Source organism: Mesorhizobium neociceri (genome assembly GCF_013520985.1).
GTDB lineage: Bacteria > Pseudomonadota > Alphaproteobacteria > Rhizobiales > Rhizobiaceae > Mesorhizobium > Mesorhizobium neociceri.
Map to the genome: position 1 here is coordinate 585,238 of NZ_JACDTY010000002.1, position 17,390 is coordinate 602,627.

Below are 17,390 nucleotides of genomic sequence, written 5' to 3' on the forward strand. Positions count from 1 at the left end.
TGCATGGCGCCAGCGCCATGCCTCCCTGCCCGACCTTTCCCAGACATGCTTGCCGCCGGCGCTGCCGTCGGCGGTTAGAGCCAGCAATCCGGGGGCGACGCTGATCGACGCACTTCTTTCGGCCTCGGCGGCCGGCATCATCGAACTTCTTTCGCCCTATCCGCCGGGCTGGGGCGGCACGCTGTTGCTTGGCCTGCTGCATTCGATCGAGATCGCGCTCGGCGCCACGGTCCTCGGTCTCCTCATCGGCACCGGTGGCGCCTTTGGCAAGCTTTATGGCGGCCCGGTCGTGCGCGATCTGCTGGCGGTTTACACGACCGTTGTGCGCGCCGTACCCGAACTGGTGCTGATCCTGCTGCTCTATTATGCCGGGACGGACCTCATCAACCAGGCGTTGACCGCGATGGGCTACCAGCGCGTCGACATCAGCGGCCTTGCCGCCGGCATCGCCGTGCTCGGCTTTGTCCAGGGCGCTTATTCGACCGAGGTTATCCGCGGCGCGATCCTGGCGATACCGCAGGGCCAGATCGAAGCTGCCCGCGCCTATGGGATGTCGCCCGGCCTGATGCTGCGGCGCATAACGCTGCCGGCAATGCTGCCCTTCGCCATACCGGGCCTCGCCAATCTGTGGCTGATCGCCACCAAGGACACAGCCCTTCTGGCGGTCGTCGGTTTCTACGAGCTGGCGCTGGCGACGCGACAGGCGGCGGGTGTCACCAAAGCCTATTTCACCTTCTTTTTCGCCGCGGGCGTGCTCTATCTCATCCTGTCGCTGGTTTCCAACCTGCTCATCGGACGCGTCGAGGCCTGGTCGCGGCGCGGCATGCCTTCACTCAAGGAGGCGCGCTGATGGCCGGTGAAGCGGCCCTCATCAACGCCGCCGCGCGGACGTCGCTGTGGCTGCAGCCGCATCGCATCGTGCTGATCCTGATCGCGCTCGCGCTGGTTTTCGGTGCGGCCTTCTTCATGCGCTGGGACTGGCTGCCGCAATATTATGAAATGGGACTGCTCGGCATCTGGCGCTCGCTGTGGATCCTGGCCGTCACCTGCTTTCTCGGCTTCCTGCTCGCCGTGCCGCTCGGCCTGGCGCAGGCCGCCGGCTCGTTCTGGTTTTCCGCCCCCGCCAGGACATTCTGCACCGTCATCAGGGGCACGCCGCTGCTGATCCAGCTGTGGCTGCTCTATTACGGGCTGGGTTCGCTGTTTCCGCAATATCCGTGGATCCGCGAATCCTGGATGTGGCCGTATCTCAGGCAGGCCTGGCCCTATGGCGTGCTGGCGCTGACCTTGTCGTTCGCCGGTTACGAGGGCGAAGTGATGCGCGGCGCCTTTGCCGGCGTGCCCAAAGGTCAACTCGAAGCCGCCCGCGCCTTCGGCATGAGCCGCTGGAAGATTTTCCGCCGCATCTGGCTGCCGCAAGCCATCTACCGCGCGCTACCGACGCTGACCGGCGAAACCGTGCTGCAGCTGAAATCGACACCTTTGGTGGCGACGATCAGCGTCATCGACATCTTCGCCGTCTCGTCCAAGGTCCGGCAGGACACCTACCTCACCTACGAACCTCTGCTGCTCTTGGCGCTGATCTACATGATCATCACCGGCATACTGGTGTTTGCCTTCAGCAAGATCGAGGCGCGGATTCCCAACAAGGTCGGTTAGAGGCGCCACGCTGATCGGTACACCGCAAGCGCGGAGATATCAGCCGCTTTTCTTGCAGTCGCGGACGATTTTCAACACCAACGCCCGCGCGTGTGCTGCTAGACCATCTGACACAAATTCAGATTCCACAATCGCAGGACCGCCATGATGCAACTCAGTCTCGACCAGGCAACAGGGCTTTGCCGGATGGCAGCGCTTGGCGCCGGCGCCAATGAAGAGGCGGCGCAGTCGCTCACCGCATCGATCATAGCCGCCGAGGCGGAAGGGTTGTCGACCGTCGGGCTAACCCACTTCATCGATTACCTCGAAGCGCTGGAAGCCGGCCGCATCGACGGCAATGCCGACCCGGTGATCACCAGGCCGGCGCTCGCTGTCTATCTCTCCGATGCGCGCGGTGGGCTGGCGCATACCGGCTTCGACCGCACCATCGACGATCTCGCCAAGGCGGCAAAGCTGTTCGGCGTCGCCATCTTCTCGCAGAAGAATGCCTATACGTGCGGCGCGCTTGGCTATTTCACCGGGCGCCTGGCGCAGCTGGGAATGGTCTCCTTCGCCGCCACCAATGGGCCGGCGGTGCTTGCCGGCTCGGGCTCGGTCAAGCCGGTCTATTGCACCAATCCGATGTCGTTTGCCGCACCCGCCGCCGATGGCGCGCCGCTGGTCATCGACCAGTCGTCGAGCGCCACCGCCTTCGTCAACATCCGCAAGGCAGCCGAGGACGGCAAGAAGATCCCGGAAGGCTGGGCGCTGGACGTCAGCGGCAACCCGACCACCGATCCGGCGGCCGCCATGAAAGGCGCCATGCTGGCCTTTGGTGGCCAGCGCGGCGCCAACATCGCGCTGATGGTCGAAGTGCTGGCGGCCGGCCTGTCGGGCGCCAACTGGTCGCTCGACGCGCCCTGGTTCACCGGCGGACCGGACAGCCCGGGAACCGGCCTGTTCGTGCTCGCCGTTGAGCCAAAACTGCTCGATCCCGATTTCGAGCAGCGCATGAAGGACCAGCTCGACCGGCTGCGTCGGCGCTTCGGCGTGCACGTGCCGGGCCGTGCCCGCGCCGAAGCGGCGGAGAAGGCGCAGGCACGCGGCATCAATGCCCCCAAGGCCGTGGTGCAGCGCATTTCCGAATTCGCCGAGCGCTATTCGGGCTGAAGCAGTCCTGCTCGAAACAGATTTTTCCGCGCCTTGGCTGAACCTTTCTGCCGATCGCAGCGACCCATAGCTGCCGGGTCGGGTTTGCCCGGTCGGTGTCTTCTGTCGGATGCGTTTAGGGCCGGCCGGGCGTATGCCGTCTCAGGTCAGCCGCCTCGAGCCCTGTCTCGACCGTTGCGTCACCCGGAAAACCCCGCTTCGGCGGGGTTTTCTGCGTTTCGTGCTCCGTGCGCTAAACATGATGGTGAAAGTTAACTTTTGTTAACTTGACTCGATGCGGACCATCGGGCGTTTGCGAGGGGTCATCACAACAACAGGAGCTACGATGTCCGTAACCACCGACGCTTCCCGCGGCAGACTGATCATCCCGGCGTTTGGCCGCCTGTATTCGTCGTTGCATGACGGCGTGGAAACCCTGCTTCGCGTCGTCGCCGGAGGGTTCCTCACCATCCACGGCTCGCAGAAGATCACCAACCCTTTCGGCGCCGCCGAGATGGTCGAGGGTCTCGGTTTCTATCCCGGCGCGTTCTGGTCGCTGCTTTTGTCCTGCACCGAATTCTTCGGCGGCATTTTGATCGCCATCGGCCTGCTGACCCGACCTGCCGCCTTCGCCGGCATGGTCGTGCTTCTGGTCACCGTCTGGTTCCACTGGATCACTGTCGGCCAGGGCTTTTCGGGCGCCGAAAAATCGCTGTTGTGGGTGACGATCCTGCTGTTCTTCGTCATCCGCGGAGGCAACCGCCAGTCGGTCGACGCGCGCATCGGCAAGGCGTTCTGACAAGGCTTTGTCCTGCCGCAATTCCGGACGGAAAACCGCTTCACACTTTTCCTGGAATTGCTCTGGAAAAGGGGGTGGCAGCGACGACGCGTCACCCTTTGCCTTTGGCCCAAAACGGACTATGAAACGGCTTCAGCCAAGCTTTCGAGCGCCGGAGCCAGCCATGACCGAAATCCTGCAAATCCCCAAGCTCGTGGTCGTCTTCGGCGGCTCCGGCTTCGTCGGCCGCCACATCGTGCGGGCGCTGGCCAAGCGCGGCTACCGTATCCGGGTTCCGGTGCGCCGGCCCGATCTCGCGGGACATCTGCAGCCGCTCGGCAATGTCGGCCAGATCCAGCCGGTGCAGGCCAATGTGCGCGTGCGCTGGTCGGTCGACCGCGCCGTGCAGGGCGCCGACCACGTCATCAATCTGGTCGCCATCCTGCATGAGAGCGGCCGGCAGAAATTCAACACCGTGCATGAGTTCGGCTCCCGCGCCGTCGCCGAAGCCGCGCGCTCGGTCGGCGCAGGTCTCACTCACATTTCGGCGCTGGGCGCCGACCTTAACGCCCAGTCCGACTATGCCCGCACCAAGGCGCTCGGCGAAAAGGCCGTGCTGGAAACCATCCCTGACGCCGTCATCTTCCGTCCGTCGATCAATTTCGGACCGGAGGACAGCTTCTTCAACCGCTTCGCCGACATGGCGCGTTATTCGCCCGTCCTGCCGCTGATCGGCGGCGGCCAGACCAAGTTCCAGCCCGTCTATGTCGGCGACGTCGCCGAAGCGGTGGCGCGTTCGGTCGAAGGCAAGATCAAGGGCGGCCAGATCTATGAGCTCGGCGGACCGCAAGTGCTCACTTTCAAGCAATGCATGGAAGAGCTGCTGACCGTGATCGAGCGCAAGCGGCTCTTGGTGCCGGTGCCGTGGTGGGTGGCCAATCTGCAGGCCTCGGTCCTCGGCCTGTTGCCCAATCCGCTGCTGACCAAGGACCAGGTGCTGCAGCTGCGCGAGCACAACATCGTCTCGGAGGAGGCCAACAAGGCCAACCGGACCCTTGCCGGCCTCGACATCCAGCCGCAATCGATCGGCGCCATCCTGCCCAGCTATCTCTGGCGCTTCCGCGCCGCCGGCCAGTTCCAGCGCAAGCCCGCAGGTATCGCTAACTAAGGCGTCGCGTCAAACGCGGCGGGTCACCTGCATCGGCAGGCCGCCCTGCGGCTGCGTCGTCAGCTTCTGCACCGGCCACGGCTTCGTTTCCGCCGTCGCATCGAAGCGGAAGCGCGACAGCATGATGGCCAATGCGATGATCGCTTCCTGCATGGCGAAGCTGGCGCCGATGCAGATGCGCGGACCGGCGCCGAACGGCAGATACTGGAAGCGATCTATCTTCTCGCGGTTTCCCGGATGGAAGCGCTCGGGCATGAAGGCGTCGGGCCTGTCCCACAGTTTTCTGTGTCGATGCACGACCCAAGGCATCACCAGTACCGCGGCGCGCTTGGGGAGCACCAGATCGTTCCACGTCTCCGTCTCGATCGGCTCGCGGTTGATCGACGGCGCCGGTGGATAGAGCCGCAGCGCCTCCTCGAAGGCGGCTCGGGTGAACGGCATGGCGTCCAGCCATTTCGTCGGGTCGGGCTCTCGCGCCAGCACGGCATCGATTTCGTGCTCGATCCTTTCGCGCTCCCACGGCGCTTCGGCGAGGCAGTAGAGCGTCCAGCCGAGCGCCCGTGCGGTCGTTTCGTGGCCGGCGCCGATGAATGTGATGATGTTGTCCTCGACTTCGGCGCGCGTCAGCCCCTCCGGGCCTTCGGCCCGCAGCAAAAGCGTCAGGAAATCCTGCGGCGCGGTGTCGGGGTCGCGCTTCAGCCGCTCTTCGCGCATCTTGACCGTGTCGGTGACGATCTTGCGGAAATAGGCCATGGTCTTGCGGCCGCGGATGCGGGTCAGCCGCGGCAGCCATTCGGGCGCGCGCAACAGATCCAGCGGATCGACGCGGCCCATGGTTTCGAACAGGCGATCGATCTCCTGCGCGAAACTGCCGGGCTCGCCCGAAATCTCGCCGGAAAACAGCGTTTCGGCCAGAATATCGTAGGTAAGCAGCGTCATGTCATGGGCGATATCGGACATGCCGCCATTCTCGTAGCGGGTGACGAATTGCATCGTGCGGCGCAGCATCGGCTCGGCAAAGCCGAAGATATGGCGCGGCGTAAACACCGGCGCCATCGCCTTGCGCGAACGCTTCCACACCTCGCCCTCGGCGGTCAGCAGACCGTCTCGCAGGATCGGGCGCAGGATCATCTGGCGCACCGTCGCCATCTTGTAGTTCTTGGCGTTGTCGATCAGCACGTGGCGGATGAGGCTGGGATCGTTGGCGACGATCAGATGCCCGCCGACGCCATTCGCCGAAATCCAGGGTTCGTTGTAGGTATGCTCGCCCCACAATTCGAGCGGATTGCGGTAGACGATGCGCATCATCTCCAGCGTCGAAGGCGGCGTCGTGCGCGGCTTGGGCGCCGGCGGCACGAAGGGGACGGGCTGCGTGTCCATGAGGTACTCCGCTGATGTCTCAATGTAGTGGCTGGCAATCCGGGCGTCCATGTGACCGAAGGGCAGACCGGAACGCCGGGGGCGCGGCCATGCTTCGGCGGACAGTGTGTTCATCGGATTGTGACCGCTTGTGAAACGCTTGCGCCTTGTCCAATAGGACACTCTGCCGTAGGTGACAGTCACCAACAGATACTGCCAATCGCCCAGGAGAGCCCGCCTTGAAGCACCAGCTGAACATCATCATCGGCAGCACGCGGCCGGGCCGCGCCGGGCCGGTCTTCGCCCACTGGCTGGAGGGTTTTGCCCGCGAGCACGGCAAGTTCGAGCCGGTGTTGACCGACATTGCCGCGTTCCAGCTGCCGGTTTTGGACGAACCGCACCACCCGAGGCTCGGCAACTACCAGAACGATCACACCAAAGCCTGGTCGAAGGCAATCGATGCCGCCGACGCCTTCGTCTTCGTGGCGCCGGAGTACAACTATTTCGTCGCGCCGGCGATCGTCAATGCCATCGACTACCTGTTGCGCGAATGGAAATACAAGCCAGCCGCCATCTTCAGCTATGGCGGCGTCTCCGGCGGCCTGCGCGCCGCGCAAGCGCTGAAGCCGCTGCTGACCTCGGTCGGCATCATGCCGGTCCCCGAAGGTGTCGCGCTGCCACTGTATCAGAAACTGCTGGAGAGCGACGGCTCCTTCCAGGCTAGTGAGCAGGTACAGGGTGGAACCAAGACCATGCTGGACGAGCTGTCGCGCTGGAGCGAGGCGCTGAAGCCGATGCGGGTGGCGTAAAGTGTTGGCAGGTGGCGCGACATCGCGGTTCTTGAGATATTCGATAATAAACCCGAAGATCCCGTAGCACTCCTAGCTACATATTGTATTTTCCCCTCAACTCATTAAGCTCGATGTTGCTGGGGGGCAAAATGACTGGTCGGGCTGCCGAAAGGTTTCTACGTATTCTCGGTGCTGGCAACAATGCTGCCGGCACATTCACCGAGCGGTCGATACGCGCACCGCAAGACCGGTCGGATGTGAAGGCACTGGACCAGGGACGCGCCGACGAGATCGCTGGACTGGCAACCGAGGCCCTTTCCATTGCCGTCGAGTCTTCCGGCATGGAAAGCCTGCCCCAGAACGAAGGCATGACCAAAGTTCTGGCCGACGGCAAAAGGGGCCTCGGCAAACTAGGACAAGACGGCGACGCAGCCATCCTGACCACGGACGAGACCGTCGGGCTGGAGGCTATCGTCATCGCCACCGGTCAACGCCCTTCGCTCGCGCTGACCGATTGCGGCCTGGATTTCGCCGACGCCCGGCTCGGTATCTGGCGTGATGCCACCACCGCCTTTGCCGGTGCGATCTCGAAAGTCTGCAGTTCCGTTGGCCGGATCAACCTTGGAGGAAACCATGTCGGAACTGGGTTCGCCATCGGCCCCGGCCTGGTGCTGACCAACCGGCATGTGCTGCAGGACCTCGCCGTTGCGGACGAGAACGGCAAATGGCGTCTGCAGGAACAGGCGGGCATCGACTTTGGCGGCGAGAACGCGGCGGTGCCGGTAAAACCATTCGCCCTGGCCGAGCTGGTTCTGACGACAGCAGCCACAATCGATCCTGCCAAAATCGACTTTGGAAAGATCGATCTGGCCGTTCTGCGCTGCGAGGTCGGCGACCGCGCCTTTCCAGAACGGCTCAGCCTGGAAAGCCAACAGAGCGACGTGATCGAGGGCCGCGACACCTACGCGATAGGCTTTCCGGGAAAACCGCGCCCGGGCGCGGAACCCTTCAGCCTGTTGAAAGCCATGTTCGACTTCAAGTTCGGCGTCAAACGCTATTCGCCAGGGCAAATCGAGCACGCGCATCTGGACACCGATCCCAGGCAAACGGTGTTCAGCCATGACTGCACGACACTTGGCGGCAGTTCGGGCTCGGCCATTGTCGACCTCGGGGAAGACGGGCTGCGCGTCATTGGCCTGCATTTCGGCGGCAATCCAAAGATCGGCAATTATGCCCACTCGGTAGCCGCGATCCGCACTCTACTTTCGGACTTTGCGTCATATCTGGAGAGCTGAGGAAAGCACTGACGCATGAGCCAAGGCGCAAGAGGAGACGGCGCACACCCCAGCCGCAAGGCGCTGCTGGTTGGCAACAGTGCTTATGTCGATCCGGCCATCACGCCGCTTCTGGCCCCCAGGACCGATATCGAGAAACTTGGCGCGCTGCTGTCCGACCCCGCGATCGGCGGGTTCGATGTCGCTCCGCCGCAACTCGACATCAGCGCCGAGGACTTCAGGCTGGCCATCAGCAATCTTTTCGCCGACGCCAAGAAAGACGACCTGCTGCTGCTCTATTTCGCCGGACACGGTGTCCGGGACAATGACGGCAGGCTCTATCTGGCGGTCAAAAAAACCCAGATCAAGCGGCTGAACGCCACCGCTTTGCCAGCTCAGTTCATTCTCGACGAGATGTCCCGGTCGGCCTCCCGGCGCAAAGTGCTGATCCTCGATTGCTGTCATGCCGGCGCCGTGTTCGAAGACGGAACCTTGCGCGCGCGCAGCGCCTCTTATGACGCCGGCCTAGTGCGCAGCAATTTCCTGCCTCGCGGCACCGGCACCTACATTCTGGCGGCGTCGCAATCGGGGCAAAGCGCATTCGAGGAGATCGATCCGGAAACCAAGACCGCAAAGTCGATCTACACCAGCCTCATTGTCGATGCCATCCGGACGGGGGACGCAGCCCCCGACAGCAAGGATATCACGGTCTCAGAGATCCACGATTATATTCGCGAACACAGAAACCGGGGCAGCGTGGAGACGACCCCAGAACTGACCGTATTCAACCAGAGCGACACCCTGGTTCTGTGCAGCAATCCGAATGTGCGCAAGCCGCTGGATCAGCGTCTGCTCGACCAGTTGGTCAGCCAAAGCCTCGCCGAGCGCAGCTACGCTATTGAGCAACTGGCACGGGTTCTGGTTGGGAAGGACACCTATAAGGCAGGCCTTGTTCAAACCGCCTTCGACAACCGGTTAAACACAGACGATCCTCTAGGCAAGGAGCGGGATTTTGAGCTCAGGGAGAAATTGAAAGCTGCTCTCGATGCCTATCAGGTGAGAATTGAACAAAGTGTGTCAACGACCCGCAGGGAAGAGGAGAGGGCCAGAGCCGGTGACGAACGGGATACGCCGGCCGTCACGGAAAATAGTATTTCGCAAGCCGACAAGCAGGCAGCCCGACCTTTGATGAAGCGGGTTGGAATTGTGATATTGGTTCTGGCACTTCTAGTGTATCTCGGGCTAGTGTTCCTGAATATCGCCGCCCAGCCGCGTGACTATGATTTGACAATGGCGAATATTGTCCGTTTGGCGGTTTTTGCCAGGCCTGAAACGAAGCAGAAAAAAGCTGAGCCGGCCCCGCCTCCGGACGCTCCAAAGATTGGACCAATTGAAAATCTCGTGCTTGGGAAATGGCGTGTGCTGCTGTTTGACGAATCCGACTGCGGCAAGGCGCGCGGATATGCGCGAAGCATACGCAGGATCATCGGCAAACGTGTCGACCTAACCATATCCTCTAAGGCCGGCCCATACAATTTGGTGGTAGACACCGGCGATGACAAACCTCTCGCCGACAACATATTGAATTCGATAAAATCCATGCTCTTGAAAGACAACAATTTGCGTGCAAAGATTTCTGGCGCCGAAGTATTAGAAAATACTGGTGAAATACTAGATGAAAACTGCATGTCTGACGATCAGCAAGATGAAATTGGTCTTTCCACGCTAATTGCAGGGCTTCTCACTTATAATCAAATACCCAACAGCAATAAAATTGTAGACCTTTTTAATAACACTGTGAATTATGATTCAAGAATAAAGATATCTACATCCATAATACGAACATCTAATATAGAAGATTATAGTCATTCTTTGTATGCTTTGCGAACATTATCCTTTTTCAAACCGTGTTATTACGACACCAAGCATTTAATGTCTGGATTCTATATAGATTACTCGAAGTCTCCCAATCTTGATCCTATGTTTGTCAATTACTTGCAACTAGCCAAGGACAACATATGCGTGCCTACTGGCGAATGAACACTAGATTCCCGTACGTAGCCAATCGCCAGTCCATCTTTGACAGTGGATGACGCAGCCTTCGGGTACATGTACAAGCCAGCCGCCATCGCCAGCTACGGCAGTGTTTCAGGCCATCAGAGCGCGGCGGAAGCGATCAAGCTGCTGCTGGTCAAAGTGATGCCGATTCGCGAAGATGTGGCCCTGCCGGCACATAAGAAACCGCTCGACGCCTTCCGACCCAGCGAATATGTCCCTGAAGCTAGGTTGATGCTGGACGAATAGTTCCCTGAAGCGAAACGCTGAAGCCGGTACGGGCGGCGTAGACGGCCCGCTTCAGCCCGGACTTGCCCTCGCCACAAACCGGTGGAATGGTCGCCTGGTGACTGAGCCGGGGGCGGTTCGACTTGCGTTTTTTGTTTGCCTTGCTGCTGATGCTTGCGACCAGCGCCACTGCGGCGGCGGAGCGGCGCGTGGCGTTGGTCATTGCCGATGACGACTACCGGCTGGTGCGGCCGCTGGCCAACCCCGTCAATGACGGCGAGGCAATGGAAGCGGCGCTGAAGAAGCTCGGCTTCGAGGTCGTTCTCGAAACCAACCGCGATCTCAGGCGCATGCGCCGCGCGCTCGATGATTTTCGCGAGGATGCCAAGGGCGCCGATGTGGCGCTGGTCTATTTTTCCGGCCATGGTGTCGAGATATCCGGCGACAACCGGCTGTTGCCGGTCGACGCCGACGCCTCCTCGCTCGACCAGCTGGAGAAGACCAGTCTGCCGCTGGAGGAGGTGCGCGACGCGGTTGCCGCCACGGCGAAGGTCGGGCTGATCGTGCTCGACGCCTGCCGCAGCGATCCGTTCACAGGCGGCAGTGGAGACGGACGCAGCGCGACATCGCTGATCAAGGATATGGTGGATCAGGTCAAGCCGGGCCTCGGACGCGTCGGCAAGGCGGAAAACATCCTGTTCGCCTTTTCGGCGGCACCGGGTGAGACAGCGGCCGACGGCACCGGCGCGAATTCGCCCTTTACAGCAGCGCTGACCAAATATCTCGGCACCGACGGGCTCGAAATCCGCTCGGTGCTGACGCTGGTGCAGCAGGAGGTCTACGACCAGTCGCGGGGCAAGCAATTGCCCTATGTCGAAAACGGCTTGCCGAAGCTGTTCTTCGCCTCGGCCGCCAAGGAGCAATTGCCGGAGCGCGAGCGGCTGCTGCTCGCCATGGCCGACGTGACGCCGGAAATGCGTGGCGCGGTCGAGCGGATCGCCAGCGACGCCGACATGCCGCTGGCGCCGCTTTATGGCGCGCTGATTACCACCGACACCAGCCATCTTTCGGGGGCAAGCCTGGACGCCAAATTGCGCGAGGCCGCCGACGCCTTCGTCAAGGTGCGCGACGACATGAAGACCCTGGCCGCCGATGATCCGACGGTGACGGAGCTGCGTCGACAGGCCGAGGAGCAGTTGTCGCTCGGCGCCTTCGATGGCGCACGCGCGATCCTTGCCAAGGCCGCCGACATCGACAATGTCTCGCGCAACACATTGAAATCCAAATTCGTCAGCCGCACCCTTTCCGAGGCCGCGACGCGGTTTCTGTCAGGCGGCGCGGCGCGTGCCGGGCTCGACTATCCCACCGCCATCAAGGACTATGAAACCGTGCTGTCGCTCTACGGTGAGGCCGGGCAGGCTTCGCTCAGCCTGGAACAGGCCGACCGCCAGAGCCGCACGATGGAGGAACTCGGCATCCTCTACACGACGGTCGGCAATGTCGAAGCCGCTGGCCGCGCCTTTACGGCACTGCTGGCCAACCTCGAGCAGCGGTCGCGTCAGGAAACCGATCCGAGCGTCAAACGTGATCTCGCCATCGGCCATATCAAGCTCGCCAACATCAAGATGGCGCAAGGCAATCTGCCGGCCTCCCTGCAAAACTATGAGGCGGCCAGGGACATGCTGCAGGATCTGACCGCACGGGTTCCAGACAAAAAGACCTGGCTCGGCGATCTGGCCATGGCGAACGACAAGATCGGCAATGTGCTGGCCACGCAAGGCGATGTGGGTGCGGCCGCCCAAGCCTATCAGCAAAGCCTGTCGATCAAGCAGCAGTTGGCCGATGCGGAGCCGAACAGCGTCTATTTGCTGCGCGACCTGACCATTACCTATGACGAAATCGGCGACCTTGCCCGCACCGCCGGCCAGCTGGATGGCGCCCAGACGGCATTCGAAGAGAGCCTGAGAATTCGGCTGGCGCTGGCGCAGAACAACCCCGATGACCCCAAGCACCAGCGCGCTGTCTCCGTCAGCTACACCAGGATCGGCGACGTTCTGCGCGAGCGAGGCGACGCTGCCGGTGCGCTCGACGCCTACAACAAGAGCCAGGTGATCGCCGAAGCGCTTGTGCGCCGCGACTCAAACGACACCGATTTGAAGCGCGACCTGTCGGTCGGTTACGCCAAGATCGGCAAAGCTTACAGCGACCAGAAGGATTGGCCGCCCGCGCTGGACGCCTTCCAGCAGGCGCTGGCCACTGCGCGCGACCTTGCCGCCATCGATTCCGGCAACACGGACTGGCAGCGCGACCTGTCGGTGTGTCTCGAACAGGTCGCCGAGGTGCTTAGACAGCAGGGCGATGCCGGCGGTGCTCTGCAAAACTATCAGGATAGTCTTGCTATAGCCGACCGGCTGGCCAAGCTCGATCCCGCCAATTCGAACTGGCAACGCGATATGTCGATCACCCTGCAGAAGATCGGCTATCTGGAAACCGACCGACGTCACTTTGAGGGTTCCAAGGCGGCCTTCGAAGCCAGCCTCGCCATTGCCCAGAAATTGGCCCAGTCCGATCCGGACAATGCGGTCTGGCAAGCCGATCTGGCGCGCGCCTACGTCGCCTATGCCTATGTGGCGAGGGATCCGAAGGTGGCGCTGACCAAGGCGCTCAAGCTGACGCAGGAGCTTGACCGTACGGGACGGCTGGCGCCCGGAGACAAATTCATGATCAAATATCTGCGCAACCTTCTGGCTCATTCCAACGCCCGGAAAAAATAGCCGGCTGCCGGCTGGGGATTCGGCCCCGAAATCCCCGCAAACCTTGGAAAAACCGCCTTTAGCGCCTATATCTAAGCCATATCAGAGGCGCGATTCGGGGCCGATTTTTCGCGCTGTACAAACGGCATCTAGACAACAGGTTTTCATGAGCGACCAGACCGAGAACACCAACGGCGTCGAAGCCGAATACGGCGCCGATTCAATCAAGGTTTTGAAGGGGTTGGACGCTGTCCGCAAGCGGCCGGGCATGTATATCGGCGACACCGATGACGGCTCGGGCCTGCATCATATGGTTTATGAGGTGGTCGACAACGCCATCGACGAGGCGCTGGCCGGTCATGCCGACCTCGTCACAGTGACGCTCAATCCCGATGGTTCTGTCACCGTTATCGACAATGGCCGTGGCATTCCGACCGATATCCACACCGGCGAAGGCATTTCGGCGGCCGAAGTGATCATGACGCAGCTGCATGCCGGCGGCAAATTCGACCAGAATTCCTACAAGGTGTCCGGCGGCCTGCACGGCGTCGGCGTCTCGGTGGTCAATGCGCTGTCGGCCTGGCTGAAGCTCAAGATCCGCCGCAACGGCCAGATTTTTGAAATGAGCTTCACGCATGGCAATTCCGATGCGCCGCTGAAGGCCACCGGCAGCTACGAGCAGGACAAGCAGCCCGGCACCTATGAAGGCCGCAGCGGCTCCGAGATCACCTTCTTTCCGTCGTCAGAAACCTTCACCATGGTCGAGTTCGATTTCGGCACGCTGGAGCACCGGTTGCGCGAACTCGCCTTCCTGAATTCGGGTGTGCGCATCGTTTTGACCGATGCTCGCCATGCTGACGTCGTGCGCCACGAGTTGCACTATGATGGCGGCCTGGAGGAGTTCGTCAAATATCTCGACCGGGTCAAGAAACCGCTGATCGACAAGCCGATCGCCATCAAGGCCGAGCGCGACGGCATCACCGTCGAAGTCGCAATGTGGTGGAACGACAGCTACCACGAGAACGTGCTGGCCTTCACCAACAACATCCCGCAGCGCGACGGCGGCACCCATCTGGCCGGCTTCCGCGGCGCGCTGACGCGCCAGATCACCGGCTATGGCGAGTCGTCGGGTCTGACCAAGAAGGAAAAGGTGGCGCTGATCGGCGACGATTGCCGCGAGGGCCTGACGGCGGTGCTTTCGGTCAAGGTTCCCGACCCGAAATTCTCCTCGCAGACCAAGGACAAGCTGGTCTCGTCAGAAGTTCGCCCTGTGGTCGAAGGCCTGGTCAACGAGGCGCTCGGCACCTGGCTGGAAGAACACCCGACCGAGGGCAAGGTGGTCATCGACAAGGTGATCCAGGCGGCTGCGGCGCGCGAAGCCGCGCGCAAGGCGCGCGACATCACCCGCAAGAGCTCGCTCGGCGTCACCTCGCTGCCCGGCAAGCTGGCCGACTGCCAGGAACGCGATCCGGCGAAATCCGAAATCTTCATCGTCGAGGGTGACTCGGCCGGCGGCTCGGCCAAGGGCGGCCGTTCGCGGCAGAACCAGGCGATCCTGCCGCTGCGCGGCAAGATCCTCAATGTCGAGCGTGCCCGCTTCGACCGCATGCTCGGCTCCGAGATGATCGGCACGCTGATCACTGCGCTCGGCACCTCGATCGGCAAGGACGAGTTCAACGCAGATAAATTGCGCTATCACAAGATCATCCTGATGACCGACGCCGACGTCGACGGCGCCCATATCAGGACCTTGCTGCTCACCTTCTTCTTCCGGCAGATGCCGGAGCTGATCGAGCGCGGCCATCTCTACATCGCCCAGCCGCCGCTCTACAAAGTGACGCGCGGCAAGAGCTCGCAATACATCAAGGACGAAAGCGCCTTCGAGGAGTTCCTGATCGGTTCGGGGCTGGAAGAGGCGTCGCTCACGCTTGCCTCCGGCGAAGCGCGGGCCGGACAGGATCTGCGCGGCTCCATCGACGATGCGCTAGCGGTGCGCCAGCTCATCAACGGGCTGCACACGCGCTACAACAGAGGCGTGGTCGAACAGGCGGCGATCGCCGGCGCGCTCAACGCCGACGTGCTGAACGACCTCGGCCGCGCCAACGCCATGGCCGAACGCGTCGCCCAGCGCCTCGACATCATCGCCGAGGACACCGAGCGCGGCTGGACCGGCCGGCTGTCGACCTCCAATGAAGGCGTCGGCGGTTATGTGTTCGAGCGCACGGTGCGCAGCGTCAAGGAATTCGCGCAGATTGACGCCGGGCTGATCAATTCGGCCGACGCACGCCAGCTAGACCGCTACGCGCCGCGCCTCACCGAGGTCTATGGCGAGCCGCCGGTGCTGCGCCGCAAGGATGTCGCCGAAACCATTTCCGGGCCGCTGGCGCTGCTCAACGCGGTGTTTGCGACCGGCCGCAAGGGCCTGACCATGCAGCGCTACAAGGGCCTTGGCGAGATGAATGCCGAGCAGCTGTGGGAAACCACGCTGGACCCGAATGTGCGCTCGCTGCTGCAGGTCAAGGTCAATGATGCGACCGATGCGGATTCGCTGTTTTCGAGGCTGATGGGCGACGAGGTCGAACCCCGACGCGAATTCATCCAGGACAATGCCCTGTCGGTGGCCAATCTGGATATTTGACGCCGAGCGCCTTGCCGCAGGAGCAGAGCTCCGGGGGTTAGGCTTTTGGCTCCAGCTTGCGGCCTAGGTCGACAGCGTCGCGCAGCACTTGCAGATGCGAGCGTCGCGCGGTTTCCGCCGACGGGGCGACCTCGTCGCCGGTTGCCGTCGTTGACCAATAAAGCGTGTGGGTAAAGACGCGGCCGAGCGAGCTGCGCAGCTCGACCTGGATGTTCTCCACGCCGGGGCCGAAATTTTCCGTCATCGGTCCCGAAATCGGATCGCCTGTCGCCCAGCCATTGCCGCGGTCGAAGACATTGGTCCAGCGCGTCGCCGCAAACACCGCGCCATGATGCATCGCGCGCTGCGCCTTGCCGGCGGGGCTGTGTCCTTCCTGATAAAGCACGGTACCGCCCGCCTGGCCGCCGTCGGCAATCGGCGGGCAGGCCGAGAACAGCCGCTCGGCAAGGCCGCGCCGGAATTCGGCGAGATTGTAGGTCACCAGAAACTCGCTGTGGGAGAGCGGACTGCCAAGCGTGACGAAATCGCTGATCTTCCACGGCAGTGGATGGTCGGCGTCTTTGGTCCGAAGCTGCCGGTACAGCGCCCACTGGCCGCGTCGAAAACCGGCGAGATCCCTAAGGCTCGCGGGCCACGTCGAGCCATCGGAACCGAGCGTTGCCTTGTCGCTGGCCTCGACCGCTTCCAGTTTCGCCTTGTCACGGATGGCTTCCAGTTTTCGTGGCCGGAACTCGGACCACAAGATCTGCAGCAGGTCGTAAGCGATGATCGACCCCAGGCTGTGCGAGACCAGCACGATGCGGTCGTAGCGGTCGTCCGTCATGAGCGTCTTGAGCAGCGTCAGGCCGCGGTCGCGGATCAACGCGCGCTTCTCGACCGTCGCCGCTTCGGCGCGCACATAAGCGGCGACATCGCCGAAATAGGGAAGGGCGAACTGGTCGACTGCCCAGATGACAAAAGAGGCGAGAGCGGTGATCACAAGGCCGGTGGTCAAGCTGACGGCGTGTTGCCAGACCGACGTCGCCAGCACCAGCGCCGCGCCGAGAATGACGATGACGATCAAAAGCGTTGCGACATAAAGCTTGCGGGCGTCGGGCGGAATGTCGGCGGGTTTGCGCCACAACAGGTTGGTCACCCAGGCAGCCAGCCGCCCGCGCGTCGTGCCTTGCGTGATATCGGCCCAATAGAGTTCGTAGAAATCGGTGCGGCGTCCATCCACATCGTAAGGCGTGGTGATGCGGCGCAGCTCATGCGACTTGGTCCGGCTGTCGGGCGTGATCCAGCTCTGGTTGATCGTGGTGCCGGGGGCAGCCGGATCAGGGATCTGGGCATAAGGCGGAGCGCGGGTCGGGTCACCGCTCCAGACCGCCTGAACAAAGCCGCGCAGCGTATCCATCGGCCGCTGCTCGCCCATGCCATGCACGATCACAACCGCCTGGCTGGGCTTGTGCGAGGCTTGTTTGGAAGCCGGCGATGCGACAGCTTTGGGCACCAACGTCTCCCTTGACGGTAATCCCGCCGACAGGACGGGAAGGCATCATCGTAACGCTGAAACCGCC

General features: G+C 62.2%; 13 protein-coding genes. 11 read left to right on the top strand and 2 right to left on the bottom strand.

Features of this window, described 5'->3' with window-relative positions; all coding sequences use genetic code 11:
• Positions 1 to 136: 136 nt before the first annotated feature.
• The 5 genes from H0241_RS06870 to H0241_RS06890 all read left to right on the top strand — a co-directional run bounded on the left by H0241_RS06870 (position 137) and on the right by H0241_RS06890 (position 4,733).
• Positions 137 to 850 carry an ABC transporter permease gene (locus tag H0241_RS06870; protein WP_328824639.1) on the top strand — a complete coding sequence of 238 codons (714 nt, stop codon included), beginning with the start codon at positions 137 to 139 and terminating at the stop codon, positions 848 to 850.
• On the top strand, positions 850 to 1,659 hold the full coding sequence (locus H0241_RS06875; RefSeq protein WP_181056640.1) for an ABC transporter permease: 810 nt from the start codon (positions 850 to 852) through the stop codon (positions 1,657 to 1,659). Before H0241_RS06870 ends, H0241_RS06875 begins: the two co-directional genes overlap by 1 nt.
• Positions 1,660 to 1,806: 147 nt before the next feature.
• On the top strand, positions 1,807 to 2,808 hold the full coding sequence (locus H0241_RS06880; RefSeq protein ID WP_181056865.1) for an Ldh family oxidoreductase: 1,002 nt from the start codon (positions 1,807 to 1,809) through the stop codon (positions 2,806 to 2,808).
• A 325-nt stretch (positions 2,809 to 3,133) separates the two neighbouring features.
• A complete protein-coding gene (locus H0241_RS06885) occupies positions 3,134 to 3,586 on the top strand; it encodes a DoxX family protein (protein ID WP_181056641.1) in 453 nt (150 codons plus the stop codon).
• A gap of 163 nt (positions 3,587 to 3,749) precedes the next feature.
• On the top strand, positions 3,750 to 4,733 hold the full coding sequence (locus tag H0241_RS06890; RefSeq protein WP_181056642.1) for a complex I NDUFA9 subunit family protein: 984 nt from the start codon (positions 3,750 to 3,752) through the stop codon (positions 4,731 to 4,733).
• 9 nt (positions 4,734 to 4,742) lie between these two features.
• Here H0241_RS06890 and H0241_RS06895 read toward each other — a convergent pair whose 3' ends face one another.
• Positions 4,743 to 6,113: a cytochrome P450 gene (locus tag H0241_RS06895; protein ID WP_181056643.1), complete on the bottom strand. Its 1,371-nt coding sequence runs from the start codon at positions 6,111 to 6,113 to the stop codon at positions 4,743 to 4,745.
• Between the two features lie 218 nt (positions 6,114 to 6,331).
• Between H0241_RS06895 and H0241_RS06900 the strand changes: the two genes are divergently transcribed.
• The 6 genes from H0241_RS06900 (at position 6,332) to gyrB (ending at position 15,831) form a co-directional block, all read left to right on the top strand.
• Positions 6,332 to 6,901, top strand: coding sequence for an NADPH-dependent FMN reductase (locus H0241_RS06900; protein WP_181056644.1), 570 nt, complete (start codon positions 6,332 to 6,334; stop codon positions 6,899 to 6,901).
• A 131-nt stretch (positions 6,902 to 7,032) separates the two neighbouring features.
• Positions 7,033 to 8,178, top strand: coding sequence for a trypsin-like serine peptidase (locus H0241_RS06905; RefSeq protein WP_181056645.1), 1,146 nt, complete (start codon positions 7,033 to 7,035; stop codon positions 8,176 to 8,178).
• A 15-nt stretch (positions 8,179 to 8,193) separates the two neighbouring features.
• Positions 8,194 to 10,197, top strand: a complete 2,004-nt coding sequence (locus H0241_RS06910; RefSeq protein WP_181056646.1) for a caspase family protein — start codon at positions 8,194 to 8,196, stop codon at positions 10,195 to 10,197.
• 69 nt (positions 10,198 to 10,266) lie between these two features.
• Entirely contained in the window at positions 10,267 to 10,461 is a 195-nt protein-coding gene (locus H0241_RS06915; RefSeq protein WP_181056647.1) for a hypothetical protein, read from the top strand.
• Between the two features lie 122 nt (positions 10,462 to 10,583).
• Positions 10,584 to 13,214 carry a caspase family protein gene (locus tag H0241_RS06920; RefSeq protein WP_235984078.1) on the top strand — a complete coding sequence of 877 codons (2,631 nt, stop codon included), beginning with the start codon at positions 10,584 to 10,586 and terminating at the stop codon, positions 13,212 to 13,214.
• Between the two features lie 145 nt (positions 13,215 to 13,359).
• Positions 13,360 to 15,831: a DNA topoisomerase (ATP-hydrolyzing) subunit B gene (gene gyrB, locus H0241_RS06925; protein ID WP_181056648.1), complete on the top strand. Its 2,472-nt coding sequence runs from the start codon at positions 13,360 to 13,362 to the stop codon at positions 15,829 to 15,831.
• 37 nt (positions 15,832 to 15,868) lie between these two features.
• On the opposite strand, the gene H0241_RS06930 is transcribed toward gyrB, so the two are convergent.
• Entirely contained in the window at positions 15,869 to 17,323 is a 1,455-nt protein-coding gene (locus H0241_RS06930; RefSeq protein ID WP_181056649.1) for a hypothetical protein, read from the bottom strand.
• Positions 17,324 to 17,390 lie beyond the last annotated feature (67 nt).

What these genes read in the sequence shown, in the direction of transcription:
- H0241_RS06885 (WP_181056641.1), top strand. Translation starts at nt 3,134, where the DNA reads ATGTCCGTAACCACCGACGCTTCCCGCGGCAGACTGATCATCCCGGCG.
- H0241_RS06890 (WP_181056642.1), top strand. Translation starts at nt 3,750, where the DNA reads ATGACCGAAATCCTGCAAATCCCCAAGCTCGTGGTCGTCTTCGGCGGC.
- gyrB (WP_181056648.1), top strand. Translation starts at nt 13,360, where the DNA reads ATGAGCGACCAGACCGAGAACACCAACGGCGTCGAAGCCGAATACGGC.
- H0241_RS06910 (WP_181056646.1), top strand. Translation starts at nt 8,194, where the DNA reads ATGAGCCAAGGCGCAAGAGGAGACGGCGCACACCCCAGCCGCAAGGCG.
- H0241_RS06915 (WP_181056647.1), top strand. Translation starts at nt 10,267, where the DNA reads ATGTACAAGCCAGCCGCCATCGCCAGCTACGGCAGTGTTTCAGGCCAT.
- H0241_RS06905 (WP_181056645.1), top strand. Translation starts at nt 7,033, where the DNA reads ATGACTGGTCGGGCTGCCGAAAGGTTTCTACGTATTCTCGGTGCTGGC.
- H0241_RS06875 (WP_181056640.1), top strand. Translation starts at nt 850, where the DNA reads ATGGCCGGTGAAGCGGCCCTCATCAACGCCGCCGCGCGGACGTCGCTG.
- H0241_RS06880 (WP_181056865.1), top strand. Translation starts at nt 1,807, where the DNA reads ATGCAACTCAGTCTCGACCAGGCAACAGGGCTTTGCCGGATGGCAGCG.
- H0241_RS06895 (WP_181056643.1), bottom strand. Translation starts at nt 6,113, where the DNA reads ATGGACACGCAGCCCGTCCCCTTCGTGCCGCCGGCGCCCAAGCCGCGC.